27 protein-coding genes, 1 pseudogene and 1 riboswitch are annotated in these 24,836 nt (G+C 36.6%); of the genes and pseudogenes, 23 read left to right on the top strand and 5 right to left on the bottom strand.

Features of this window, described 5'->3' with window-relative positions; translation table 11 throughout:
- The first annotated feature begins 163 nt into the window (after nt 1–163).
- The 5 genes from JOC76_RS04465 (at nt 164) to JOC76_RS04445 (ending at nt 5,381) form a co-directional block, all read left to right on the top strand.
- Entirely contained in the window at nt 164–880 is a 717-nt protein-coding gene (locus JOC76_RS04465) for a response regulator transcription factor (RefSeq protein ID WP_205176394.1), read from the top strand.
- Nucleotides 877–2,661, top strand: coding sequence for an ATP-binding protein (locus JOC76_RS04460; RefSeq protein ID WP_205176393.1), 1,785 nt, complete (start codon nt 877–879; stop codon nt 2,659–2,661). Before JOC76_RS04465 ends, JOC76_RS04460 begins: the two co-directional genes overlap by 4 nt.
- A gap of 246 nt (nt 2,662–2,907) precedes the next feature.
- Nucleotides 2,908–3,453 carry an RNA polymerase sigma factor SigX gene (sigX, locus tag JOC76_RS04455; RefSeq protein ID WP_205176392.1) on the top strand — a complete coding sequence of 182 codons (546 nt, stop codon included), beginning with the start codon at nt 2,908–2,910 and terminating at the stop codon, nt 3,451–3,453.
- 185 nt (nt 3,454–3,638) lie between these two features.
- Nucleotides 3,639–4,385, top strand: a complete 747-nt coding sequence (locus JOC76_RS04450; RefSeq protein WP_205176391.1) for a peptidoglycan DD-metalloendopeptidase family protein — start codon at nt 3,639–3,641, stop codon at nt 4,383–4,385.
- A gap of 132 nt (nt 4,386–4,517) precedes the next feature.
- Nucleotides 4,518–4,650: riboswitch (FMN riboswitch) on the top strand.
- 161 nt (nt 4,651–4,811) lie between these two features.
- Nucleotides 4,812–5,381 carry an ECF transporter S component gene (locus tag JOC76_RS04445; RefSeq protein WP_205176390.1) on the top strand — a complete coding sequence of 190 codons (570 nt, stop codon included), beginning with the start codon at nt 4,812–4,814 and terminating at the stop codon, nt 5,379–5,381.
- Nucleotides 5,382–5,637: 256 nt separating this feature from the next.
- On the opposite strand, the gene JOC76_RS04440 is transcribed toward JOC76_RS04445, so the two are convergent.
- Nucleotides 5,638–5,886 (bottom strand): ferredoxin, encoded by a 249-nt coding sequence (locus tag JOC76_RS04440; RefSeq protein ID WP_144563023.1) that lies wholly within the window; start codon nt 5,884–5,886, stop codon nt 5,638–5,640.
- Nucleotides 5,887–6,148: 262 nt separating this feature from the next.
- Between JOC76_RS04440 and JOC76_RS04435 the strand changes: the two genes are divergently transcribed.
- From JOC76_RS04435 to JOC76_RS04420, 4 genes are read left to right on the top strand one after another with little or no spacing between them, the layout of a single operon-like run.
- A complete protein-coding gene (locus JOC76_RS04435) occupies nt 6,149–7,195 on the top strand; it encodes a YpbB family protein (protein ID WP_205176389.1) in 1,047 nt (348 codons plus the stop codon).
- The gene (locus JOC76_RS04430; RefSeq protein WP_205176388.1) at nt 7,186–8,703 is read left to right on the top strand and encodes a RecQ family ATP-dependent DNA helicase; all 1,518 of its coding nucleotides are present in this window, start codon (nt 7,186–7,188) and stop codon (nt 8,701–8,703) included. The genes JOC76_RS04435 and JOC76_RS04430 overlap by 10 nt, the downstream gene beginning before the upstream one ends.
- Nucleotides 8,700–9,311, top strand: a complete 612-nt coding sequence (locus JOC76_RS04425; RefSeq protein ID WP_205176387.1) for a CPBP family intramembrane glutamic endopeptidase — start codon at nt 8,700–8,702, stop codon at nt 9,309–9,311. Before JOC76_RS04430 ends, JOC76_RS04425 begins: the two co-directional genes overlap by 4 nt.
- Nucleotides 9,308–9,688: a hypothetical protein gene (locus JOC76_RS04420; protein WP_205176386.1), complete on the top strand. Its 381-nt coding sequence runs from the start codon at nt 9,308–9,310 to the stop codon at nt 9,686–9,688. Before JOC76_RS04425 ends, JOC76_RS04420 begins: the two co-directional genes overlap by 4 nt.
- A 302-nt stretch (nt 9,689–9,990) precedes the next feature.
- Here the strand turns inward: JOC76_RS04420 and JOC76_RS29860 are convergent.
- Nucleotides 9,991–10,174, bottom strand: a pseudogene (locus JOC76_RS29860) (transposase); the annotation flags it as partial.
- A 588-nt stretch (nt 10,175–10,762) separates the two neighbouring features.
- On the opposite strand from JOC76_RS29860, the gene JOC76_RS04415 reads away from it, so the two are divergent.
- On the top strand, nt 10,763–11,218 hold the full coding sequence (locus JOC76_RS04415) for a DUF2663 family protein (protein ID WP_205176385.1): 456 nt from the start codon (nt 10,763–10,765) through the stop codon (nt 11,216–11,218).
- 31 nt (nt 11,219–11,249) lie between these two features.
- On the opposite strand, the gene JOC76_RS04410 is transcribed toward JOC76_RS04415, so the two are convergent.
- The 3 genes from JOC76_RS04410 to JOC76_RS04400 are packed head-to-tail and all read right to left on the bottom strand — an operon-like array spanning nt 11,250 to nt 12,326.
- A complete protein-coding gene (locus tag JOC76_RS04410) occupies nt 11,250–11,819 on the bottom strand; it encodes a manganese catalase family protein (RefSeq protein WP_205176384.1) in 570 nt (189 codons plus the stop codon).
- A 19-nt stretch (nt 11,820–11,838) separates the two neighbouring features.
- A complete protein-coding gene (locus JOC76_RS04405) occupies nt 11,839–12,099 on the bottom strand; it encodes a spore coat protein CotJB (RefSeq protein ID WP_205176383.1) in 261 nt (86 codons plus the stop codon).
- Nucleotides 12,096–12,326 carry a spore coat associated protein CotJA gene (locus JOC76_RS04400; RefSeq protein WP_205176382.1) on the bottom strand — a complete coding sequence of 77 codons (231 nt, stop codon included), beginning with the start codon at nt 12,324–12,326 and terminating at the stop codon, nt 12,096–12,098. The genes JOC76_RS04405 and JOC76_RS04400 overlap by 4 nt, the downstream gene beginning before the upstream one ends.
- A 146-nt stretch (nt 12,327–12,472) precedes the next feature.
- Between JOC76_RS04400 and JOC76_RS04395 the strand changes: the two genes are divergently transcribed.
- The 13 genes from JOC76_RS04395 (at nt 12,473) to fni (ending at nt 24,807) form a co-directional block, all read left to right on the top strand.
- The gene (locus JOC76_RS04395; RefSeq protein ID WP_205176381.1) at nt 12,473–13,105 is read left to right on the top strand and encodes a CBS domain-containing protein; all 633 of its coding nucleotides are present in this window, start codon (nt 12,473–12,475) and stop codon (nt 13,103–13,105) included.
- A gap of 143 nt (nt 13,106–13,248) precedes the next feature.
- Entirely contained in the window at nt 13,249–14,031 is a 783-nt protein-coding gene (locus JOC76_RS04390; protein WP_372441914.1) for a metallophosphoesterase, read from the top strand.
- Nucleotides 14,032–14,104: 73 nt separating this feature from the next.
- On the top strand, nt 14,105–14,686 hold the full coding sequence (locus tag JOC76_RS04385; RefSeq protein WP_205176380.1) for a genetic competence negative regulator: 582 nt from the start codon (nt 14,105–14,107) through the stop codon (nt 14,684–14,686).
- 215 nt (nt 14,687–14,901) lie between these two features.
- Complete coding sequence (locus JOC76_RS04380; RefSeq protein WP_205176379.1) at nt 14,902–16,182, top strand: Glu/Leu/Phe/Val family dehydrogenase; 1,281 nt, start codon at nt 14,902–14,904, stop codon at nt 16,180–16,182.
- Nucleotides 16,183–16,320: 138 nt separating this feature from the next.
- The gene (locus tag JOC76_RS04375; RefSeq protein WP_205176378.1) at nt 16,321–17,292 is read left to right on the top strand and encodes a YpdA family putative bacillithiol disulfide reductase; all 972 of its coding nucleotides are present in this window, start codon (nt 16,321–16,323) and stop codon (nt 17,290–17,292) included.
- A gap of 6 nt (nt 17,293–17,298) precedes the next feature.
- Nucleotides 17,299–18,255: an asparaginase gene (locus JOC76_RS04370; RefSeq protein ID WP_205176377.1), complete on the top strand. Its 957-nt coding sequence runs from the start codon at nt 17,299–17,301 to the stop codon at nt 18,253–18,255.
- A 225-nt stretch (nt 18,256–18,480) separates the two neighbouring features.
- Nucleotides 18,481–19,173, top strand: coding sequence for a spore cortex-lytic enzyme (gene sleB / locus JOC76_RS04365; protein WP_372441913.1), 693 nt, complete (start codon nt 18,481–18,483; stop codon nt 19,171–19,173).
- 14 nt (nt 19,174–19,187) lie between these two features.
- Nucleotides 19,188–20,537, top strand: coding sequence for a germination protein YpeB (gene ypeB / locus JOC76_RS04360; RefSeq protein WP_205176375.1), 1,350 nt, complete (start codon nt 19,188–19,190; stop codon nt 20,535–20,537).
- 240 nt (nt 20,538–20,777) lie between these two features.
- Complete coding sequence (locus JOC76_RS04355; protein ID WP_205176374.1) at nt 20,778–20,963, top strand: YpfB family protein; 186 nt, start codon at nt 20,778–20,780, stop codon at nt 20,961–20,963.
- A gap of 206 nt (nt 20,964–21,169) precedes the next feature.
- Nucleotides 21,170–21,850: a (d)CMP kinase gene (gene cmk, locus JOC76_RS04350; protein WP_205176373.1), complete on the top strand. Its 681-nt coding sequence runs from the start codon at nt 21,170–21,172 to the stop codon at nt 21,848–21,850.
- A 2-nt stretch (nt 21,851–21,852) separates the two neighbouring features.
- Nucleotides 21,853–22,446 carry a lysophospholipid acyltransferase family protein gene (locus JOC76_RS04345; protein WP_205176686.1) on the top strand — a complete coding sequence of 198 codons (594 nt, stop codon included), beginning with the start codon at nt 21,853–21,855 and terminating at the stop codon, nt 22,444–22,446.
- Between the two features lie 151 nt (nt 22,447–22,597).
- Complete coding sequence (rpsA, locus tag JOC76_RS04340) at nt 22,598–23,737, top strand: 30S ribosomal protein S1 (protein ID WP_205176372.1); 1,140 nt, start codon at nt 22,598–22,600, stop codon at nt 23,735–23,737.
- An 11-nt stretch (nt 23,738–23,748) separates the two neighbouring features.
- The gene (gene fni / locus JOC76_RS04335; RefSeq protein WP_205176371.1) at nt 23,749–24,807 is read left to right on the top strand and encodes a type 2 isopentenyl-diphosphate Delta-isomerase; all 1,059 of its coding nucleotides are present in this window, start codon (nt 23,749–23,751) and stop codon (nt 24,805–24,807) included.
- Nucleotides 24,808–24,836: the final 29 nt, after the last annotated feature.

The raw sequence follows: 24,836 nt of genomic DNA, 5'->3' as shown, positions 1-24,836 counted from the left end.
AATAAGCCTTCACTTTAAAAGTGAAGGCTTTTATAAAATCAATACTTTTTTACTAAAAAAACAGATTGTCAAATTATTGACACACTTTAAATGAGTTATTACCTTGAAAATGTAGCAAAATGCAGTTCCATTTTGTAAAATAAACTCCATGGGGGGATTAATTATGGATAAAGACGTTAAAATTTTAGTAGTAGATGATGAGGAAAGAATTCGCCGTTTATTAAAAATGTATTTAGAGCGTGAAGAATATATGATTGACGAAGCAGAAGATGGAAATCAAGCTTTAGCAAAAGCTTTAACTAATGATTACGACGTTATTTTACTTGATTTAATGATGCCTGGTAAAGACGGAATTGAAGTCTGCCGTGAGCTTAGAGAAAAAAAGGCAACTCCCGTTATTATGCTGACTGCTAAGGGTGAGGAAATTAACCGTGTACAGGGCTTCGAAGTTGGGACAGATGATTACATTGTTAAACCATTCAGCCCACGTGAAGTAGTTCTACGCGTTAAAGCACTTTTAAGACGCTCATCACAAACCAGTTATTTGCAAACAGAAACAACGACAAAAGATGTAATTGTTTTCGCACATTTAACGATTGATAATGATGCCCACCGGGTTCTGGCAGATGGCAAGGAAGTAAGTTTAACACCTAAAGAATATGAATTGCTGTATTTCTTGGCAAAAGCACCGGATAAAGTATTTGACCGAGAGCAATTATTAAAAGAAGTTTGGCATTATGAGTTCTTTGGGGATTTACGTACAGTTGATACACATGTAAAACGTCTCCGTGAAAAGCTTAATAAGGTGTCAGAGCAGGCTGCAAGAATGATAGTGACCGTTTGGGGAGTGGGCTACAAATTTGAGGTAATTAATGAATGACCTTTTTACGAAGTGTTGTTGGTAAACTCTGGTTTACAATACTTTTATTAGTATCATTTGTTCTGTTCATCCTAACAATCATGCTTCTTGAGCTTTTCCAAAACCATAACACCCTTGAAACAAAGACTAATTTAACAAATACAGCTGAAAAGATTGCCGATGTTTTGGAAGCCCACCCAAATAATCAGTTACCACTTGGGTTGGAGATTTCTTGGGAGATTATTGATAATGTGACCAAAGTAGTGATTGTAAAAAATGATCATGAAGTCTACTATTCGCCAAATACCGAAAAAGATAAAAAGCTAACTATGGATGATATCAAAAATGATTCGGACTTCTTAGCCGTGTATCACCACAAAAAATCGATTGAAAAGGTTTCTACTCTTTCTTCCAAAGATATTGATCAGGCTGCAAGTTATTCGATCATCGGTATACCATTAACTCTCCCTGGTGAAAAAAACGGAGCAGTCTTTATTTATCAATCACTTGAAGTAATGCAGGAAACATCCAATGAAACAACGAAATATATCTTGCTAGTGGCTGGGGTTGCAATCATTCTAACCACCATCTTTGCCTTCTTTTTGTCAACTAGAATAACTGCACCGCTCAGAAAAATGAGAGAAGCGGCATTTGAGGTGGCGAGAGGAAAATTCGATACAAAAGTCCCTATTTTAACACATGATGAAATTGGGGAATTAGCAACTGCTTTTAATCAAATGGGCCGTCAATTAAAATTTAATATGAATGCATTAAGCCAAGAAAAAGAGCAGCTTGCCAGTATCTTAAGCAGTATGGCTGATGGGGTTATTACCTTTAACCGTGATGGCACGATTTTAATTACCAATCCTCCAGCGGATCGATTTCTGCAATATTGGTATTATGAAAAGGGTGGATTCACCGATGCTGAAGCCATTCCGTCACAAGTGATGGAGCTTTTTCAAGAATCATTGGAAAAGGAAAAGGAACAAATTGGTGAAATATCCCTTCAAGGGCGTCATTGGGTCATCTTGGTCAGCCCTCTTTATAGCAATCGCTTTATTCGAGGGGCAGTTGCAGTTCTGAGGGACATGACCCATGAAAGACAGCTTGAAAAAATGAGAAAAGATTTCATTGCGAATGTTTCACATGAGTTAAGAACACCCATTTCAATGTTACAAGGATACAGTGAAGCTATTGTGGATGACATTGCGGAAACACAAGAAGAGAAAAAAGAGATGGCAAAAGTCATTTATGATGAATCACTACGTATGGGACGATTGGTCAATGAACTGTTGGATTTAGCACGTATGGAGGCTGGACATCTTCATTTATCAGTCGAAGACGTTAATCTTTCCGCATTTATTAATCGCATAATTTATAAATTTCAGGGTCTAGCGAAAGATAATGAAATTCTTTTGAATGCAGAAGTGGAAAATGATAGCTCGCCAGTTCTTTTTGATCCTGACCGGATTGAACAAGTGCTGACCAATTTAATCGACAATGCGATTAGACATACACCAAAAGGTGGAAAAGTAAAGGTAACCGTTGTGTCAGATGCCAGAGGAGTTAAAATGGAAGTAGCCGATTCTGGTTCGGGTATTCCTGAAGAAGATCTGCCATTTGTGTTTGAACGGTTTTATAAGGCAGACAAAGCTCGGACCAGGGGCAGAGCAGGTACTGGCTTAGGACTGGCTATAGCCAAAAATATTATTGATGCCCATCGCGGCACTATTTCTGTACGGAGTAAAACAGGAATTGGCGCAACATTCTCCTTCTTACTGCCACGAAAAAAGGAGGATTAGTGAAAAATTTGCCGATTGTTCTTGATTCACAAGAAACAATTAAAGCGGAAGTCTCTAGACAGTAAGTTTCTAATAAAGTGTAAAAAGCTCATCCTATGATTGATGAGCCTTTTTAATAGATAAGAATTAGTTAGGAAAAAATATTCTGTCAATATCTTCCTTTTTGTAAAAAAAAAGCCTATATTTAAATAGTGAAACCTTTTATAAAGAGAGACTGAATAATCTTATGAACGGGGAGGGGAATTGATGGACTCCGTTTTCAATGATCTTTATCAAAAATATCATCATGACGTTTTTCAATTTCTATTTTATATGGTTAGGAATAAGGAGCAAGCCGAGGATCTTGTCCAAGAAGTTTATATTCGGGTTTTCAAGTCTTACAATCGTTTTGAGGGAAAGAGCAGTGAGAAAACATGGCTTTTCTCGATTGCTCGTAATGTTGCAATCGATTACTTTCGAAAACAAAGGGGGTGGAAGGAGCGTCTGCTTGAAAAATTTGATTGGTCCAATAACCAAGTTAAAGATGATTATCCGCTTGCCGAAGAAATTATGGTCCAAAAAGAAGAAATTAGATGGATATATAATTGTCTGGAATTTTGCACGATAGATCAGCGGTCTGTCATAATCTTTCGCTTTTTACAGGATTTATCCATTGCTGAAACAGCTAATGTTCTAGGGTGGACAGAAAGTAAAGTGAAAACAACACAGCATCGCTCCTTGAAGGTCTTAAAAAAGCATATGGAAATGTTTAATAGACCCCCAACCTATACCTCACTTATGGAACTTGCGTAATATCCCATAAATAACCCAAAATCAACCAAACCGGTTGATTTTTTTATGCATAAAATAAGAGAAGTCTCCAAATTATAACAAATATGCTCAAACTCCCATAGAATTTGATATTTTGGTCGTTCTAAATTTGATTGACTGAACATATGGTGGGAGGAGGGACAAGATATAAGGAGGACAAAAAGGTCATGCGTGACTATATAAAGAGATTTATCATTGCCATAATCATGGCAATATGTGTGAGTTTATTATTTCTAGGAGGAAAACATTCGGAAGCGGCAGGCATTAATAAAAATGAAGTGATAACGAACCATTGGATTTGGCCGGCGGATGGCATCATCTCTGATACATATGGAACAAGACAGGGAAGACATAAAGGTATTGATATAGCTGGAAGAATAAATACACCCATACTTGCCGTTCTGGATGGGGTAGTTGAGAAGTCTTATTATTCAAATACATATGGAAATGTGGTCTTTATTAAGCATCAGAATGATTTTGTAACTGTATATGCCCACTTAAACAAAAGGCAGGTATTTAAAGGACAAAAGATAAAACAAGGTGATTTGCTCGGAGAAATGGGGCAAACAGGTCAAGCAACGGGAACCCATCTTCATTTCGAAGTACATCATTTCGAATGGAGATACGATAAAAAATATGCACTGGATCCTGAAAAGCTATTGGGTAAAGCAGATGTGGGAGAATCTGTTCAGGCTGGCATAACAAAGGTAGGTGACTCTGTTTTAGCTGCAAGTTCACAGATACGCTCACAACAGCACGACAGTTCCGCCACCTTGAATAAATATGTAGTGAAAGAAGGGGACACCCTATATACGATTTCTCAAAAACTGAAGACTTCTGTTAGGGCAGTAAAAAATCTTAATCACTTAACAACAGATCTTATTAAACCTAAACAAATATTATATGTCCCATAAGTTCATTAACCAATCCGCAGTTGTGATCCTGCGGATTTTTTTATAGAGAAATTATAGACAAAATTATTTCGTAATTATAAGGGTTAACAAATTAATTTTTCTTTAGTATAATATACACATAATTTAATATCGATCTATCTTCGGGGCAGGGTGAAATTCCCGATCGGCGGTATTAGAGTAATACTCTTAAGCCCGCGAGCCTTTTTAGGCAGGATTTGGTGCGATTCCAAAGCCGACAGTATAGTCTGGATGGGAGAAGATGGAGGTTCTGCAGACATTCAAAAAATCATGGAAATTGAATGTTTATTAAGCATGCCTTTGTTAGCTCCCTCGAGAAATTTATCTTGAGGGAGCTTTTGTTTATCTTGGGCGTTGTTTGGCTGAACCTCTCTTCCTAACATGATGGATCAAAAAGGAGAGAGGACAATGGTTAAAAGAAAGAGATTAAATGTTAAAGCTTATGTTTCAATTGGAATGCTGAGCAGTATAGCCTATCTATTAATGCTATTAAACTTCCCGCTTCCATTATTCCCTAATTTTCTATTCGTTGACTTCAGTGACCTTCCAGCATTATTTGCTGCCTTAATTTTTGGGCCGCTTGCTGGTATTTTAGTAGAGTTTATCAAAAATGTTTTAAATTATGTAGCAACCGGAAGTCAAACTGGAATACCAGTTGGTCATATTGCCAATTTTATCGCAGGGATTGTATTCGTCCTTCCAACTTATTTTGTTTATAATAAACTTAAAACGAGGAAAGGGATGACCATTGCGTTAGTAGCTGGAACCATCATTATGGCCGTGGTAATGAGTGCCTTGAATTATATTGCAATCTTACCTGCATATACACTGCTGATGGGTTTCCCCGATATGAGAAATTTGGTTGTTCCCGCTATCCTTCCTTTTAATATATTAAAGGGTATCATGATGTCAGTCATATTCATGTTGCTGTTTGTGCGTCTGCAAGTATGGATGAATAAGAATCTAAAAAGTGTATAAATAACAACAAGAGCTGCCTTCACGGTTGCTCTTGTTATTTTTGAATTAGAAAAGCGCAAGCGCCTTGATCAGCCCCGACAAGCACAAGACAAGCCGGCCGAAAGGTTGTTCTTTAACCTTTTGGACGGATTGGCTTGTGACCTCGAGGGGCTAGGCGCTGGAGCTAGACAATTCACAAAGTCAATATTTATACTTTCTTATTCTGAAATAAAAACCCCGCCTGTAAAAGACGAGGTTCATTTTTAACAAAAAAGAATTATTCGAACTTAGTTGGATTTCCTTCAAATGGCTCGTCTGCAACTTTAATTGAATCAGTTGGACAGCCTTCAAATGCATCCATCATGTCATCGATTAATACATCTGGGATTTCAACAATCCCTTCATTATCGTCAAGGGTAACGAATGCAATCCCTTCATCATCATAATCATAAATGTCTGGTGCTGCTGCGCCACATGCACCACAAGCGATACATGTTTCTTTGTCAACAATTGTATACTTTGCCATAAAAAAACCTCCCAGGAAATAACAAATATTATTCTTCAGTGTTTCCTAATTTGAGAAATATGGAAACGAAATACTCATTCCTATTGTAAAGCTGTAAGAGCAACTTTTCAATAGAAAAATGATATTAGTGCATGGATTGAATATTATCATTTTGATGAAACTTCTTCAATATTAGCCCACCAGTTAATCAAATTTCATGATAAAATAAAATCAGATAAAATGTGGATTTTTGTCGATTTATTCGAAAAAGTGGTGGATTCAAATGCTGCATTTAGAAACCGTAATTTTATTTTGTCTTAAACAATTAAATGGTGAACGGACCATTTATTCCATCTATCATCTTTTAAATGGAAAAAAGTCATCACAAACAATACAAGATGCCCATTTATTTTCCTTGAAGGAATTTTTTGGTGTTTATGGAGAGCTAACTAGAGAAGCATTTGAACAAATCACTGAGGATTTGTTTAGAAAAAATTTGATTGATATTTGTGGTGAACAACAATACCAATTAACAGTTGCTGGGTTAGAGTATTTAGAAAGTAAATGGTTTGATCATTATTTAGATGGTTGGAATTATCATACTTACACAATGCTATTTTGGGATAGATTGTCATTGTTGACTCAGGTTATCTCAAACCTAGTATATGAGGAAACAAAATATGTTCCCATTCAAAAAAATATAGATTTACAAAATTGGCTGAAATCGGTGTTGAAAAAAATAAATAAGCCTAGAAATGATTTAGGTAGGATTTTGTTCTCGGAATTAACAGAAAGTTTTAATCAGGGGAAGAATTTAGATCCTTCCATTTTAGTGTTTCGCTTAACCGGATTCCAGCAAATAGGGTTAACGCCACTCCAAGCAGCAATGAAGCTAAAGATGGACATTCACGATTATCATCTGCAATTCATTCAAATTATTCATTATTTAATTCAGACGATTCAAAAGAACTCCAGCCGTTTTTCGATGTTAATTTTCTTAATAAATGACCTGGATAAAGAGAATGTATTAACCCTCTCTTCAAGAAAAACTTGGAATCTTTTGAAACAGGGATATTCTGCAAAAGAAATTGCAGATTTAAGAAATTTAAAATTAAGTACAATTGAAGATCATTTAGTAGAATTTGCCCTTCATCTTGAAGAATTCTCAATAGATCCATACGTTGACAAACATTTGCAAGAAGAGATTATCGATTTTTCACGCCGTAATGGGACAAGACAGCTAAAACGAATAAAAGATCAAGTGAAGGCTGCGACCTACCTTCAAATTAGGTTAATATTAGCCAAATATGGTGATAGAGAATGGAACTAGAAACTCATTTAAAAAAATACTTTGGTTTTCCTTCATTTAAAACTGGACAAAAGGAAGTTATCACTTCAATTCTTGCTGGACAGCACACATTGGCGATGCTCCCAACAGGAACGGGAAAATCATTATGCTACCAGTTACCTACTTATCTTCTACAAGGGCAAACATTGATTATCTCCCCTTTACTTTCTTTAATGCAGGATCAGGTAGAGCAAATGAAGCGGTTAGGTGAAAAAAGAGTTATTGCTTTAAATTCATTTCTATCTGTTTCAGAAAGAAACGACGTACTACGTCATATTAATGACTACAAGTTCATCTTTATATCACCTGAGATGTTGTGGGTTCCTTTTATTATTAAGGTCTTACAGCAGTTGACCATCTCTTTGTTTGTGGTTGATGAAGCCCACTGTATTTCACAGTGGGGATATGATTTTCGTCCGGACTATTCTAAGTTGGGTGAAATACGAAAAAAGTTAAACAGTCCTTTAACACTTGCTCTTACGGCAACGGCTACTAAAAAGGTGCGTGAAGATATAGTTCATTCATTAGGGATTGATGCTAATGAAATAACAAAAATAGAATCGACCATTGATCGTCCAAACATTGCCTTCCATCTTGAAAGATTAAATGCTTATCACGAAAAACAACATCGAACCATTGAGCTTGTTTCTGCATTACAAAAACCAGGGATTATATATTTTTCTAGTAAAAAAGCAGCTGACCAAATGGCAGCCTTATTAATGGAAAAAGGTATATGTAAAGCAATGGCTTATCATGGCAGTTTAGAGCCAACCACAAGGGTGCTGATTCAACAACAGTTTATTCATAATCAGCTTGACGTTGTTTGTGCCACTAGTGCCTTTGGTATGGGAATAAATAAAGAAAATATTCGGTTTATTATTCATTTTCATCTCCCTATGCAAGTGGAATCTTACCTTCAAGAGATTGGCAGGGCAGGCCGTGATGGGCTGCCAAGTGTGGCGATTCTGTTATATGCACCAGGTGATGAACAGCTGCCGCTTCAGTTGGCTGAAGCGGAATTACCATCGCAACAGCAAATTGATTGGTTATTTAATAAGCTAACCGAACAGAGTAACCCAGGTGATGGTCGGGTGGAATTAAATCAAGAGTTAAGTAAACAAGGCGGATTTTCTGAAATCCAATGGAGAATTATAAAGGAATTTATCAATAATCCGGATATCGAAATGAGTAATCTTGAGTTGATCAAATCTTCAATCCAAGAGTTTGTGAGAGAAAGATTACAAGTGAAGATAGGTAACATCTTTCACATGAGACGTTTTGTGCATGCTGATACGTGCCGCCGTGAATTTATTTTTGATTATTTCGAGGAAGAATTTGTCCATAACAAGATTCCTTCTTGCTGTGATATTTGTGGGGTAAATCTAAGTGCTTATCAAGCAACGTCACATACTCTTTTAAGAGAGACAACAGAAGAGAATTGGAAGGATTATCTAGCGAAAATTCTAATCAATAGTGAGTTGAGTAAATGAAAAGAAAGTATAATCAAATCATTTCAGCATTATCGGATAAAGAGTTACTATATCACCTGTATCTAACACAAATTATTCTTTTAGTTCTTTCGCTTATCCTAGGAGCAGTATTATATGATCACTTTTCCTATTTGAAAAAGATGGATTGGAAGGATGTCCATATTATATCCATTGGTTTTCCTGTAGGTGTGATGATAGTAATAGTGGATATTTTGTTAATGAAATGGCTGCCTGCATCCTATTATGATGACGGGGGATTAAACGAAAGAATTTTTAAAAATAAACATGTATTTCATACTTTTTTCATTGCTATCATTGTAGCGTTCAGTGAAGAATTGCTCTTTCGGGGAATTATCCAAACAAAGGTGGGTCTAATTTTGGCAAGTATCATCTTTGCCATTATTCATTATCGGTACCTTTTTAATTTCTTCCTCTTTTTAAATATTACTTTATTAAGTTTTTTTATAGGGATTATATACAATTGGACCGGCAATTTAGCAGTAACGATTATGATGCATTTTGTCATAGACTTTCTGCTAGGCGTATATATAAAATTGAGGCAGACATCAAATGATGACCTTAATAAACAGGGAGGAACAGCTCTGTGAATAAAGAAGTACCATACAGAGATCAAGCGGAGAGACTCAAACAGCGGATTCAAAAGATAAATGAAAAAATTGACAGTTCTAGTGAGAACCTACCGCCAAGAGAGCAAGTCCATAGGCAAAAGAAAAGGAAAACAAAATGGAAGATTAAATATCCTATCATTCGCTTATTAGTTTTGTGCTTTATCCTTCTTCCAATTATCATTTTTAGTGTAATCTCCTATAAGGGGAAAAGTGAGAAAGTCACTGGGACACAAAAAACTTCTGGAAATTCAGTAGGATATGAAACCATTAATCTTGAGAAGACAAATTCTGAAAATGTTAAAACGAATAGTAAAACAAAGAAAACTGAAACTGAAAAAATAGACCAAGGAAAATAGTCCTCAAAATTGCATAAATAAAGTTTATCGAACTTGAATCGGTTCAGATTGTCGAGAAAGGGTATTTTTCTCGGCAATTTTTTATGTTGTCATAATTTATAGTTTGTCCTGCAAATGGGCCTGTTGATTTCCGCTCCAGGCACTCGCTTTCCGCGAGGAGGTCCTGGAGCCTCCTCGGCGCAATGGCGCCTGCGGGGTCTCCAGTGACCTCTCTATCCCGCATGAGTCGAGTGCCCTCCGCTCCAATCAACAGGGAAGTAAATCAACTTAAAGTATTGAAACACGATCAAAAAGTCCTTTACAAACAGAATAAGGGGATCAGATGGTCGACCATTGTCATCGCTATAAAAAGGACGAACCTTTTCAAGAAGGAATGAAAAATCAATAAATTTATCAAATTAGACGGAGAAGGTGGTCTTCAGGAACTAAATCATCAATAGACGCAAATTCATATTCACTTTGGCTAGATTCTTTTAGCTTAAACATTGATTTCACCAATTTTAATATGTACTAGTTCAGTATAAGACCTTATTGAAAAACACTCTGTTGATTGGCGCGGAAGGTACGAAGACTCCTGCGGGAGTACGGGGCTGGGGAGACCCCACAGGCGCTTTAGCGAGGCCACTGAAAAAGTCTGTGAAATTTAATGCGAAACTAATTCCTGAAAATCCCATCCCCACTTCCAGTTTATAATTAGTGGTAAAATAGACTGAATTCCCCCACTTTGATATTGAAAAACGGTGAAATTTTGGGATTAGTTTTTTCGGAAATTTCATAATTAAACAGAAAAGCACTTTTTCAGTGCCCTCCTCTTTAGCGCCGAGGAGGCTCCCCGGAACGCCCGCGGAAAGCGAAGTGCCTGGAGCGCCAATCAACAGACATGTTCCAAAGCATAAATTAATAATATTATAACAAATTAACGCGGTGAACTGTTAAAATACATAAATAAAAGGCTATCGAGAGTTTTTCGACAGCCTGTACCGATCTTGAATCGGTTTTTTTTTTTTGTTCCAAACATAAATCCTAGGACAAGATCATAAATATATATATTGAAATAGGGAGGGGGACTTTTTGATGGACTCACCAATTCAACAACTTGAACATACCGATCAAGCAACAAAGCAAATGTTAGAAAACGTGAGAAAAAGGAAAAAAAAATTCGATGATGTGAAAAAGTGGCACTACATTTCGATATATGGAACACTCTTTTTTGCCTTTATTTTTGCGGTTGACTTCTATATTAATTTTTATAAACAATATTCACTTTCTTTTATAGCATTACTATCTGCTGTTATAAATGATACGGTTGCTGTCTATATATTGGCTTTTACCATTGTAGGATTTGGCGCAATGAATTTGTTGAAACAACAAAAGGATAAAAAGGAGAAAGAATATCAGGAGCTAAGGTGTGAAATTGTTGATCGAAGTAAGGATCTGTGGAAGAGAGAAGATGAATGGAAAAACCGCCATATTGTATTTGAAATTATGAAGAAACAATATGATATTAATTTATACCATGAAAAAAAATAAGAAGCAGATATACAGCTGCTTCTTTTACTTACTAAAAGATTTTCTTTTTTCCCCGTTCGTCCTTTATAATTTCAACGGCTTCTCGAAATCGTTGTGAATGAATAATTTCTCTTTCACGTAAAAATCTTAATCCATCATTTAAATCTGGATCATCACTAAGGTTGATGATCCATTGATAGGTTGCTCTTGCTTTTTCCTCAGCGGCAATGTCTTCATAAAGATCTGCGATTGGATCACCTTTAGCTTGAATATATGAAGCGGTCCAGGGTACACCTGAAGCATTATGGTAAAATAATGCCTTATCATGATTCACATAGTGGTCTTCAATACCTGCAGCTTTAATTTGTTCTGGTGTAGCATCCTTTGTGAGTTTATAGACCATTGTGGCAATCATTTCAAGATGGGCAAATTCTTCGGTTCCGATATCGGTTAGAAGTCCAATTACCTTATCGGGAATCGAATATCGCTGGTTTAAGTAACGAAGTGCAGCAGCAAGTTCACCATCAGCACCGCCATATTGCTCAATCAAATATTTAGCCAGTCTTGGATTACATGTGCTAACTCGGACTGGATATTGTAGTTTTTTTTCATATATCCACATTATCGAAATCCCCCCTCAATTAAACCTGCCATGGCCAAGGAGTATCATCCCAGTTCCAAGGATAGCCTGAGTAGCTGTTACCATATTGTTGTAAAGGTCCAAACTGACTTTCAAATAACTTTTTTATTCGTTTTCTTTCTTTTGCATAATGATTAAATTGATGTATAGCTTCTTGGTCATCATTATGTGTATCTAAATATAGGGTTAATTCAACTAAAACAAAATCCACTGCTTGAAGCTGTTCCATTAATTGATAATATTCCGCAGGAACTTGTTTCATTGCGGAAGTCCTCCTTTACCTGGCTCAAGAGGACTAAACCAAGGGTCGTAAAAGTCTTTCCATAAAGTCCCTGCCCTTAGTGCTTCAAGTGGTGTAAACTGAGGTAAATTTGGCGGTTGAAAGCCCATATATAAATTGGGTGGTGTGGAGTATGCTTTTTCAAGGATTGGCTTACAAGGGTCAAAAGGACTAACGTAAGGATGAAAAGTCTTAATATGTGTATTCATAGTCGCCCTCCCTTTATTCAATATCATTTAATCTTATGAGAAGATTTTAATTACATGACATAAATCTTTAATATTATCAACGGTTTTTCAAGGGATTGAAGAAGTATAATAAACCATATAGGACTTTATTTAGGAGGTGATGGGAATTGTTTGTAAAAAATATTATGATCCCTAAGCATGAATGCATTATAGCTCATGCTGATGAAACACTAAACGATGCTTTGGATAGGTTAGAAAAACACCAAATTGATGGGCTTCCTGTATTAAATGGTGATAAATACGTAGGTGTTATAACAAGATTCAATATCTATGAAGGCTTTTTTCATTCAGGTAAGCAAAAGGATGATTATTTGACTTTCACAATTGTAAGCGATGTCACTTCACATGGAGATAAATTTTTGCTGGGTGGAGAATTATTTGAAAAAACACTTCTCGATTTGAAGGATTTCCCATTATTAGCGATTGTTGATGACCATAATACCTTTCAAGGAGTAGTAACACGATCGGATGTTTTAAGTTCGTTTGAGAGTGCATTTGGTGTCAACCGACCAGGAGTAAGAATTGCCTTTACATCGATTGAAACAGAAGGGCGTATTGCTAGGTTATCGGAAATTGCTCATCAATTTCATGAGCATATCATTTCCCTCGTTACTTTTGATGAGACTGATAAACTTGTCCGTCGAATTGTCATGAAGATTGAAAAGAAAGACAATATTAGCAGGTTTACTAAGAAACTTGAAGAACACGGCTTTAGAATTTTAAGTATACAAGAAGACTAGGAATAAAGAGGGAATAAAGAAAATCCTTCTCATACACTGTATGGGAAGGATTTTTATATTAATAGTATTGTGATGCATCTTTTTTAGTATAGGTCTTGTTTATGGTATGATTTCCATAGAACTTTAAGGGGGGAGAATACGTGATTATTTGGTGCCTCGTGGTATTGTTATTAGGAATTATTTTTCTTCTCATTTTTATGGTCAGAGAGGCGTTCCTAAATAAAGTAGTGGAACATGAGTTATACTTTCCAGATTTTCCAGAATCGTTTGGTAAGGTGACGATATTTTTTATATCGGATATTCATAGACGTGTTATCTCAGACTTCATTATCGAGAGTGTAAAAGGTAAAGCTGATTTTGTCATCATTGGAGGAGATTTAACGGAAAAAGGAGTTTCCTTTGGGCAAGTAAAAGCAAATTTATTAAAATTAAAACAAATTGGTCCTGTTTATTTTGTTTGGGGAAACAACGATTATGAGGTGGATTTTCGCAAATTGGATGCTACTTTACTAGATATGGGTGTAAAAATCTTGGATAATACTGCTGTAAGCTTTGAATCTGGGCAAGGAGAAAAATTATCGCTCTTAGGTGTCGATGATTGCAGTCAAGAACGTGATCGGCTTGACTTAGCCTTAATAGATGCGGAAGAAAGCAATTTTAAAATATTAGCTTGTCATATTCCAGATATTACAGATAAGATCCTGAATGAATCTAACATTAGCTTAGTGCTTTCCGGACATACTCATGGAGGACAAATACATATTATGGGGTATAGCCCTTTTAAAAAGGGAGGGATAAAAAAGCTTGAAAATACAACGATTTTGATTAGCAATGGTTATGGAACCACGAGAGTTCCTTTAAGGTTAGGAGCACCTGCTGAAACGCATCTTATTACAGTTAAACAAGGAATCCAAAAGATTGGCTGAGGAGACAAATCACCAATATTCCTCTGTGGCATACACTGAAAACAAGAGTTACGTCACGGCAGGGGGCAAAAGCATGCGCTTAGAACGCTTAACGGCCAATAAAATAAAAATATTTCTAACCTCAGATGATTTGTTTGAAAGAGGGCTTTCAAAAGAGGATATCTGGAAGGATTCAAGTAAATGGAATCAACTCTTCCATGATATGCTTGAAGAGGCTAGTGAGGAATTTGATGTTGACATTCAGGGTTCTGTAGCTGTAGAAATTTTCTCCCTTCAGGCTCAAGGAATGATTTTAATCATCACGGTTGATGAAGTAAAAGATGATGAAGATTTATTATATGATGGTTATATTGAAATGCAAGTAAGGGTTGAGGGATGCGAGGAACTCATATATGAGTTTGACGAATTCGAAGATCTAATTGGTCTATCAAAAAGACTTTCAATTTTAGACATTTATGGTGGAACACTCTATTGGTTTCAAAATCGCTATTATCTATTAATGGACAATGTAGAAGTCTCCAAAAAAATAAAGGCTGCTTGTATTTTATCAGAGTTTGGTAATCCATCTATACTAAGTCCATATGTACTTGCTGAATATGGTAAGCCTGTGATGAAACATGTTGCTATTGAAACGCTTCTTCATTATTTTAGATAACAACCAATATTATTATATAAGGGGCGGAATGCCCCTTTATATTTAATAAATCTTTTCCTATTTAATTTTTGTTTCCTGAAATTTTTTAATTTTATGATAGCGTTTCCACTAAAAGAATTAGTCTAATCTTTTCTTCTTGCATAAATCGATTAAACGTGTATACTTGTCTCTGAAAGAGGACAACATTCGTAAAGCATTTTCTAGGAGGATTTCAAATGGCAGCCGAAAAAGCAAATGGTCAAACTAATCAAGAGGGAGAACACCAAGATGTGTTAAAATCAACCCAAACAGTTATACATAAAGCCCTTGAAAGGTTAGGTTATCCTGAAGAAGTTTATGAGCTCTTAAAGGAGCCACTTCGTTTGCTGACAGTGAAAATTCCAATAAGAATGGATGATGGTTCAATTAAAATATTTACAGGATACCGTGCACAGCATAATGATGCTGTAGGACCTACCAAGGGTGGTATTCGTTTTCATCCGAATGTAACGGAAACAGAGGTGAAAGCCCTGTCAATCTGGATGAGCTTGAAATGTGGGATCGTTGATCTTCCCTATGGTGGAGGTAAAGGTGGAATTGTCTGTGACCCAAGGGATATGTCCTTTAGAGAGCTTGAAAGATTAAGCCGTGGTTATGTAAGAGCAATCAGCCAAATTGTCGGTCCAACAAAGGATATCCCAGCTCCAGATGTATTTACTAATTCACAAATTATGGCATGGATGATGGATGAATACAGTCGAATTGATGAGTTTAATTCACCCGGATTTATTACAGGAAAGCCGCTTGTTTTAGGAGGTTCGCATGGGCGCGAATCAGCAACGGCAAAAGGTGTAACCATCTGTATACGAGAAGCGGCTAAAAAGAAAGGTATACAAATTGAAGGAGCCAGGGTAGTTGTTCAAGGTTTTGGCAATGCAGGCAGTTATCTATCTAAGTTCATGCATGATGCTGGGGCAAAAGTAATTGGCATTTCTGATGCATATGGAGCATTATACGATCCAAACGGACTGGATATTGATTATTTATTGGATAGAAGGGACAGCTTTGGCACGGTTACTAAATTATTTAAAAATACGATTACCAATAAAGAGCTATTAGAACTTGATTGTGATATTTTAGTTCCGGCAGCAATTGAAAATCAAATTACAGCTGACAATGCTCATAATATTCGTGCGAAAATTGTGGTTGAGGCTGCAAACGGCCCGACTACTTTAGAGGCAACAGAAATTTTAACTGAGCGTGACATATTACTGGTTCCCGATGTTTTAGCATCGGCTGGTGGAGTAACAGTTTCCTATTTTGAGTGGGTTCAAAATAATCAAGGCTATTATTGGACAGAAGAAGAAGTAGAAGAAAAATTAGAAAAAGTAATGGTGAAATCATTTAAAAATATTTATAATACTGCGCAAACTCGTAAAGTTGATATGCGCCTTGCGGCTTATATGATCGGGGTAAGAAAAATGGCCGAAGCCAGCCGTTTTAGAGGTTGGATTTAATTAACCGCTCGTTCATGAAAAGCTTTGTTTGTTGAAACTAAATAGAAAATCTCCTATCATGTTACGGTAGGAGATTTTTTTTTGAACTAAAATAATGCGTTCATTATATAATTTTTGTCTTTTAAGGAGATGTTCTAAATGCAAATAGAAGAAATAATCATTATTGGCGGGGGACCTTGCGGATTAGCGGCAGCAATTGCTTTACAAGAAATTGGGAAGCAACCTTTAATTATCGAAAAGGGTAATGTCGTCAATTCAATCTATCATTATCCCACACATCAAACCTTTTTTAGTACAAGTGAAAAATTAGAAATTGGCGGCTTCCCCTTTGTAACAGAACATTACAAACCGAAACGAAACCAGGCATTAGTGTATTATAGGGAAGTCGTAAAGCGTAAACAGCTGCGGATTAATGCTTTTGAGACCGTATTAGAAGTTTCGAAGGAGAAAGAACTTTTTCAGGTTAAAACGGATAAAGGTACCTATCAAACTGCCTATGTGGTCGTGGCTACAGGTTACTATGACCATCCTAATTATATGAATGTTCCAGGTGAATCCTTACCGAAAGTTTTCCATTATTTTAAGGAAGCCCATCCTTATTTTGATAAAGATGTTTGTGTCATTGGAGGGAAAAATTCTAGTGTTGATGCAGCACTTGAACTTGTAAAGGCAGGAGCCAGGGTAACGGTTTTATACCGTGGGAAAGAATATTCTCCAAGTATAAAACCATGGATATTGCCAGAGTTTGAATCGTTGGTAAAAAATGAAATTATTACGATGGAGTTTCAAGCAAATGTAAACGAGATTACCGAAAATCAAGTCATCTATATGAAGGATGGTGTCCTAAAAACCATTCAAAATGATTTTGTTTTTGCTATGACAGGCTATCATCCGGATCATGAATTCTTATTAAAAATGGGTATTGGAATCGATGATGAAACGGGCAGACCTCTTCACGACCCCGACACAATGGAAACGAATATCAGTGGGATTTTTATTGCTGGTGTTATTGCAGCTGGTAATAATGCAAATGAAATTTTTATTGAAAATGGTCGCTTTCATGGAGGTCAGATTGCACAATCTATACTAGAAAAAGAAATTAAAGGGTGATTATTAATGGGTAAGGTTGTTCTTTTAACAACAGGTGGAACAATTGCGAGTAAAGCAAATAAGACTTCTGGAAAATTAGCTTCAGGAGCTATTACGGGTGAAGAGCTGGCTGCCATGTGTAATCTGCCAAATGAAATTGAGGTCATTGTCGAATCTGTTTTTCAAAAGGCTAGTATTCATATTACATTTGACGATTTAGTCATTTTAAAGAATAAAATAGAGGATTATTTTAAAGATTCGACAGTTTCTGGTGTCGTTGTCACCCATGGAACGGATACCATGGAAGAAACAGCCTATTTTTTGGATTTAACCATAAATGACCGTAGACCAGTAGTGGTGACGGGTTCGCAACGTTCACCCGAAGATTTAGGTAGTGATGTATACATTAACCTTCGACACGCTATTTATTCGGCTTGCTCTCCTGATTTACTGGAAGTAGGGACTGTTGTTGTATTTAATGAACGCATCTTTGCGGCTAGATATGTTAAAAAAGAACATGCCTCCAACATCCAAGGGTTTAATGCTTTTGGATTCGGTTATTTAGGAATCATTGATAATGACAATGTCCATGTTTTTCAGAGACCAATAAAAAGAGAATATTATCAAATTAAGAACTCGATTCCTGAAGTTGAAATTATTAAGTGCTATATCGGAGCCGACGGAAAGTTTATAAAAGCTGCCCGAGAAGCAGGTGTTGCTGGAATCATCCTCGAAGGAGTTGGACGAGGACAGGTCGCTCCTAAAATGATGGAAGAATTAGAAAAGTCCATTAAAGCGGGTATTAAATTGGTGATTACAACCAGTGCTGAAGAAGGGGCTGTCTATACAACGTATGATTATGAAGGAAGTGCATATGACCTTTATAAAAAGGGTGTAATCCTAGGAAGTGATAATGATTCTAAAAAGGCAAGAATGAAATTGGCGGTAGCAATGGCCAGTGGCTTAGATTCCATTAAGTTTTAACAGACCAGTCATTTTATAAAATAATATACAGCTCACAGGCCCTTAATTAAAGTTTTTTAACCCTTCACAATTTGTTGAAGGGTTTTTTCTTTGTCGAAATGGAATAAAAACACCAATTAAACAAAAAATAGGATTACTGTTAAAAAGATTCAAATTGGGGGTTATTATTCCATGATAAAGAAAAGCATCCAACTAAAATTCCTCATCATCATTTTTTCGTGTCTTATGCCATTTTCTTTATTGGAGAACCAAAAGGTTCATGCTTTTACCAATCAGATTATTCAAAGAGGGGCCGTTGGTGAGGATGTAATTGAACTGCAATCAAGGCTTAAGTATATTGGCTTCTATCACGGGAACATAGATGGGGTATTTGGCTGGAGCACCTATTGGGCACTGAGAAATTTCCAATATGAATTTGGTTTACCGATTGACGGACTTGCTGGGGAAACTACCAAGGCAAAATTAACAAAAGCGACAAAATATACTAAACAAACGGCACAAAATTCGACAGCAACTAATACAACTGCCACTAAAACAACCGCGTCCAATACACCAAAAGGATACTCGCAAAATGATATCCGACTATTAGCAAATGCTGTAAATGGTGAATCAAGAGGAGAACCATATATAGGTCAGGTTGCTGTTGCTGCTGTTATTTTAAACCGTGTGAACAGTCCTTCATTTCCTAACACCGTTTCCGGAGTTATTTTTGAACCTGGTGCATTTACAGCAGTTGCTGATGGACAAATTTGGCTGACACCCAATGAAACTTCTAAGAAAGCTGTCCTAGATGCTATTAATGGATGGGATCCATCGGGGGAAGCATTGTATTACTTTAACCCTGCTACTGCTACAAGCAGCTGGATTTGGGGCAGACCTCAAATAAAACGAATCGGTAATCATATATTTTGTAAATAGAGAGGTGAGTTAAATTGATTAGAGGAATTTTGATAGGAGTTCTCGCACTCGGTATTGCAGGTACGGCATATTGGGGCTATCAAGAACATCAAGAGAAAAATGCGGTACTAATTAATGCTGAAAACAACTATCAACGAGCATTTCACAATCTTGCATATCGAATGGATCTTTTACACGAAAAAATCGGGGCTACATTGGCTATGAATTCAAAGGAATCCTTATCCCCTTCTTTAGTTGAGGTATGGAGACTTACGTCACAAGCACATGGGGATGTTGGGCAGCTGCCGTTGACATTATTACCATTTAATAAAACTGAAGAATTTTTAGCGAACATTGGTAATTTTAGTTATCGAACAGCAGTTAGGGACCTATCAAAAGAGCCATTGACAGATAAGGAGTATCAAACGCTTCAAACACTCTATAAGCGGTCAGGTGATATTCAAAACGAATTACGCAATGTTCAGCATTTGATCCTTAAAAATAATCTTCGTTGGATGGACGTAGAGATGGCCCTTGCTTCCGGCAAAGAAAATACAGATAACACGATTATTGATGGATTTAAGACTGTTGAAAAAACGGTAACTAGTTATGATGAAACTGACCTAGGACCTACCTTTACCAATTTGCAAACAAAAGATGAAAACTTTAATAAAATAAAAGGGAAGACTATTTCTCGTCAAGAAGCTATCAACATTGCTAAAAAATATATAAAATTTAACGGCAATGCGAATGTAAAAGTCACAGATAATGGAAAGGGATCTGATTTTGGCTTTTACAGTGTAGTAATTGAAAACGAAAAAGCAAACCAAGAAGCTAGTATGGATATAACCAAAAAGGCAGGGCACCCGATCTGGTTTATTAATAATCGGGATATTAATAAACAAGTCCTAAGTTTAAATGATGCAAACAATAAAGCATCTGCTTTTTTAAGAGAAACAGGATTTAAGAATTTAGAGCTCTTTGAAAGTACACAATATGACCATGTTGGAGTCTTTAATTTTGTTACAAATATTAATGGGGTAAGAATTTATCCTGAATCAGTAAAAGTTAAGGTAGCATTGGATAATGGAGATATTATAGGTGTTTCTTCTGAAGAGTACTTAAAATCCTATCAAACAAGAACAATAGAAAAACCAACACTAACCCTAGAACAAGCTCGTGCTAAAGTGAATCCAAAATTAAAGGTAATGGAACATCGGCAAGCGATGATTGTGAATGATTTAAACCAAGATGTTTTATGCTACGAGTTCCTTGGAACTATGGGTGATGATACGTATCGAATATTCATCAATGCAAAAACAGGAGTAGAAGAAGAAGTGGATAAGCTGAAAAACGCCGAAGCTACCTACAAAGATGTTTTATAAGGTGGATACACTATATCCCTCTTTTAAATAGGCTTTGTTAAACGACATTGTTGATTTTATACTATGTTGATTGAAGCGGAAGGCGCTCGACTCCTGCGGGAGTACGGGGCAGGGGAGACCCCACAGGCGCTTTTGCGCCGAGGAGGCTCCCCGGCACGCCCGGGGAAAGCGAGCACCTGGAGCGGAAATCAACAGCCTAAATTAACAACAAAGCCTTTTTTTAAATTAGGAGTGAGCAGAATGAAAACAGTTGAGAGAATTATCATTAAATTAGTGATTGTTCAATTTATCTTTTTATTTTTAACACAATTCCTATTTCATCAACTGGATATCTTCCCGCAGATAAAACATTTAACAAGGTATGAAGGTGTTAATGAGAGTAAACCAACGGAAATCCTCCAAACCTTTAAAGGAATTGAAAAATAAAACTTGTCTCAAATAGGAAAGTATAAACCTTCCCATTTCATTGTGAGGGTTATACTTTCCTATTTTCTTATGAACTGTTTTGACATATAGAAAGAAAATAAATTATTTTTTCTTTATTAAAAAGTTAAAAAAAAGAGGCATATCACTTTATTGTGGTAAAATAAATAGAGTAGACTAGACGATTATGAAGGCATTTAGGAGGATATATGAATAAAAAAATCTCAATTGCAATTGACGGTCCAGCTGCAGCCGGGAAGAGTACAGTAGCAAAAATTGTGGCAGAAAAGCTTTCTTATATCTATATTGATACTGGTGCGATGTACAGAGCATTGACATATAAAGCGATCTTAAACCAATTGGATTTGGAAGATGAAGCATCATTATTAGACACTCTTCTTTCGACCGTAATTGAACTCAGACCTTCTGAAAAAGGACAATTGGTCTTTCTTGACAACCAAGATGTTACTGATCTGATACGCTCCACAGAGGTAACAAATTCAGTATCCTATGTTGCTAGACAGCCAAAAGTTCGAGAAGAATTGGTCAAGAGACAAAAGGCATTTGCAACGGATGGCGGAGTTGTAATGGATGGACGAGACATTGGAACACATGTTTTACCGAATGCTGAAGTTAAAGTGTTTTTGCTTGCAAGCGTAGACGAGAGAGCTGAAAGACGTCATGCCGAAAATCTTGATAAAGGCTTTCCATCTAATTTGGAACAATTAAAAACAGAAATTGCACAAAGAGATAAGTTAGACTCCCAAAGAGAAGTAGCTCCATTGAAGAAGGCTACTGATGCAATTGAAATTGACACAACCTCTTTGACCATTCCTGATGTTGTCGAAAAAATTATGGTACTTGTACATGAAAGGATGGGTATAGGGTGAGTTTGACGTTTTATGGGTTTGCTAAATCGGTGGTGTATACCATTTTTAAACCATGGTACAGGGTACAAGCCATTGGGGTAGAGAATATTCCGAAAGAGGGCGGCGTTCTGCTATGCTCCAACCATATTAGTGTTATTGACCCAATCGTTGTTGGCATTATGCAACCACGTCCTGTACATTATATGGCTAAGGAAGAGCTTTTTAACATACCGGTTTTTGGAAATATTGTTAGAAAATGTAACGCATTTCCAGTAAAGCGAGGATTTAATGATCGTGAAGCATTGAGAACAGGATTAAAGCTCTTAAAGGATGGACATGTTTTTGGCTTGTTCCCCGAAGGAACCAGAAGCAAAACTGGCGAACTAGGAAAAGGTCTGGCCGGAGCCGGTTTTTTCGCATTAAGAACAGAAGCACAGGTTGTTCCCTGTGCTGTTATTGGTCCGTATAAAAGTTTAAGAAAATTAAAAGTGGTTTATGGTAAACCCATTGATTTAACCGAAATGAGGCAAACTAAAGCTTCTGCCGAGCAAGTTACTGAAATAATTATGTCAGAAATTGATAAACTTATTAAAGAGCATAAAAAAGCTTCTGCTTGACAAAAAAGGCTATTTGTAAGAAGTTAATAAAAAGAGGTTTTTTTTGAAAATTCTTGTGGTTTTGTTTTATTTTATATGTGGTGTTTGCTGCCTGCTTTTCACCAAATCATATATAGATTTTTATGAGTAAAAGGATTAAGGAGGAATACATATGTCGGAAGAATTAAATCAAGTAGAAGTGAAAAACTTTGAAATTGGGGATAAAGTAACTGGACAAGTTACTAAAGTAGAGGAAAAACAGGTGCTTGTAAATATTCCAGGCAGTAAACTAGATGGAATTATTCCAATTAGCGAACTGTCAAGCTTGCATATTGAAAAGGCATCTGATGCTGTAGCTGAAGGTGATGAGCTAGAATTAGAAGTGACTAAAGTAGAAGAAGAAGCACTAGTTCTTTCAAAGCGTAAAGTCGATGCAGAAAAAGCTTGGGAAAGCTTAGAGCAACAATTCCAAGCGGGAGAGGTTTTTGAAACTGAGGTTAAGGATGTTGTTAAAGGCGGACTAGTAGTGGACCTAGGTGTTCGCGGATTTGTTCCAGCTTCTCTTGTTGAAGCGCATTTTGTTGAGGATTTTAGTGACTATAAAGGACGTACACTTTCATTTAAAATTGTGGAACTTGACAAGGATAAAAATCGTTTAATCCTTTCTCATCGTGCAGTTATAGAAGATGAAAAAGGTAAGGCAAAACAAAACCGCCTTGGTGCTCTAGAAGTAGGACAGGTTATTGAGGGGACAGTTCAAAGAATCACTGATTTTGGCGCATTTGTAGATATCGGTGGAATTGATGGACTTGTTCATATTTCACAGTTATCTTATAATCATGTAAATAAGCCTTCGGATGTTGTACATGAAGGTCAACAAGTGAACGTAAAAGTATTAAGTGTTGACCGTGATAATGAAAGAATTTCTTTATCAATTAAGGAAACCCTTCCAGGACCTTGGAGCAATATTACTGAAAAAGCACCTAAAGGAAGCGTTTTAAGTGGTACTGTGAAAAGACTAGTGTCTTATGGAGCTTTTGTAGAGGTATTCCCAGGAGTAGAAGGACTTGTTCATATTTCACAAATTGCTCATAAACATATCGGAACTCCGCATGAAGTTTTAAAAGAGGGTCAAGAAGTACAAGTAAAGGTTCTAGAAGTAAACGAGCAAGATCAACGTTTATCATTGAGCATAAAGGAATTGCTTGAAAAAGAGGTTGAGGAAAATTTCGATTACGAGCTTCCTGAAGAATCTAAGGGTTTTCAGCTTGGGGAAATGATCGGAGATAAACTAAAGAATCTAGGAAAATAATGGTGATGTAAGTGTCAAGATCTGAACGAAAGTGGGACCATATTCGCTTTGCCCTAGAGAATAGGCAAAATCGTTCTACAGTTTTCGACGATATTAAATTTATTCACCAAAGCTTACCGAATATCAATGTGTCGGATGTTCGATTAAATGACGTAATTGGCGAACTTTCTTTAAGTTCGCCAATTTTTATCAATGCCATGACAGGCGGCGGCGGAGAAAAAACATATCAAATTAATAAACAACTAGCGATCGCTGCGAAACATACTGGCTTAGCTATGGCTGTTGGGTCACAAATGTCAGCAATTAAAGATAAACAGGAAAGATATACGTACGAAATTGTCCGTAAAGAAAATCCAAATGGAATCGTGATTGCCAATCTAGGAAGTGAGGCAACCATTGAACATGCAAGTTTGGCAATCGATATGATCGGTGCAGATGCCCTGCAAATTCATTTAAATGTTATCCAAGAACTAACAATGCCAGAAGGCGATCGAGATTTTACTGGTGCTTTAAAGAGAATAGAACAAATTGTCGGAAGAGTAAATGTGCCTGTAATTGTTAAAGAAGTCGGTTTTGGAATGTCCAAAGAAACAGTTGAATTATTATATTCGGCAGGTGCTTCTATCGTAGATGTTGGTGGCTCTGGTGGGACCAACTTTGCGGAAATAGAAAATAAACGAAGAGAAAAATCTTTTCCTTTTTTTAATAATTGGGGGATCTCTGCCCCTATTTCTATTCTGGAGGCAGCAAGTATTGCACCGGAAATTCCAATCATTGGCTCTGGTGGTTTTACTTCAAGTTTAGATATTGCAAAAGGAATAGCAATTGGGGCCAGTGCCATCGGAATGGCTGGTTTCTTTTTACAGATTTTAATTGAAGAAGGCTTGGAAGCGTTGGTGGAGGGAATTGAAACTCTTCATCGCGAGTTAACTATGATTATGACAGCATTAGGGGCAAAATCCATATCCGACTTAAAAAAGGCTCCACTTATTATTTCAGGTGAAATTCATCATTGGTTAAATCAAAGAGGAATTGATACCAAACTATATAGCCAGCGAAAAATAAATTAAAGCTCTCGCAGATTAGCGAGAGCTTAATT

The organism is Neobacillus cucumis, from assembly GCF_016908975.1.
Classification (GTDB): Bacteria; Bacillota; Bacilli; order Bacillales; family Cytobacillaceae; genus Neobacillus; species Neobacillus cucumis.
This window is presented reverse-complemented; position numbering and strand designations above follow the sequence as displayed.

Coding starts and splice junctions, on each gene's coding strand:
- JOC76_RS04465 (WP_205176394.1), top strand. CDS start 164: ATGGATAAAGACGTTAAAATTTTAGTAGTAGATGATGAGGAAAGAATT.
- JOC76_RS04460 (WP_205176393.1), top strand. CDS start 877: ATGACCTTTTTACGAAGTGTTGTTGGTAAACTCTGGTTTACAATACTT.
- sigX (WP_205176392.1), top strand. CDS start 2,908: ATGGACTCCGTTTTCAATGATCTTTATCAAAAATATCATCATGACGTT.
- JOC76_RS04450 (WP_205176391.1), top strand. CDS start 3,639: ATGCGTGACTATATAAAGAGATTTATCATTGCCATAATCATGGCAATA.
- JOC76_RS04445 (WP_205176390.1), top strand. CDS start 4,812: ATGGTTAAAAGAAAGAGATTAAATGTTAAAGCTTATGTTTCAATTGGA.
- JOC76_RS04440 (WP_144563023.1), bottom strand. CDS start 5,886: ATGGCAAAGTATACAATTGTTGACAAAGAAACATGTATCGCTTGTGGT.
- JOC76_RS04435 (WP_205176389.1), top strand. CDS start 6,149: ATGCTGCATTTAGAAACCGTAATTTTATTTTGTCTTAAACAATTAAAT.
- JOC76_RS04430 (WP_205176388.1), top strand. CDS start 7,186: ATGGAACTAGAAACTCATTTAAAAAAATACTTTGGTTTTCCTTCATTT.
- JOC76_RS04425 (WP_205176387.1), top strand. CDS start 8,700: ATGAAAAGAAAGTATAATCAAATCATTTCAGCATTATCGGATAAAGAG.
- JOC76_RS04415 (WP_205176385.1), top strand. CDS start 10,763: ATGGACTCACCAATTCAACAACTTGAACATACCGATCAAGCAACAAAG.
- JOC76_RS04410 (WP_205176384.1), bottom strand. CDS start 11,819: ATGTGGATATATGAAAAAAAACTACAATATCCAGTCCGAGTTAGCACA.
- JOC76_RS04405 (WP_205176383.1), bottom strand. CDS start 12,099: ATGAAACAAGTTCCTGCGGAATATTATCAATTAATGGAACAGCTTCAA.
- JOC76_RS04400 (WP_205176382.1), bottom strand. CDS start 12,326: ATGAATACACATATTAAGACTTTTCATCCTTACGTTAGTCCTTTTGAC.
- JOC76_RS04385 (WP_205176380.1), top strand. CDS start 14,105: ATGCGCTTAGAACGCTTAACGGCCAATAAAATAAAAATATTTCTAACC.
- JOC76_RS04380 (WP_205176379.1), top strand. CDS start 14,902: ATGGCAGCCGAAAAAGCAAATGGTCAAACTAATCAAGAGGGAGAACAC.
- JOC76_RS04375 (WP_205176378.1), top strand. CDS start 16,321: ATGCAAATAGAAGAAATAATCATTATTGGCGGGGGACCTTGCGGATTA.
- JOC76_RS04370 (WP_205176377.1), top strand. CDS start 17,299: ATGGGTAAGGTTGTTCTTTTAACAACAGGTGGAACAATTGCGAGTAAA.
- sleB (WP_372441913.1), top strand. CDS start 18,481: ATGCCATTTTCTTTATTGGAGAACCAAAAGGTTCATGCTTTTACCAAT.
- JOC76_RS04355 (WP_205176374.1), top strand. CDS start 20,778: ATGAAAACAGTTGAGAGAATTATCATTAAATTAGTGATTGTTCAATTT.
- cmk (WP_205176373.1), top strand. CDS start 21,170: ATGAATAAAAAAATCTCAATTGCAATTGACGGTCCAGCTGCAGCCGGG.
- rpsA (WP_205176372.1), top strand. CDS start 22,598: ATGTCGGAAGAATTAAATCAAGTAGAAGTGAAAAACTTTGAAATTGGG.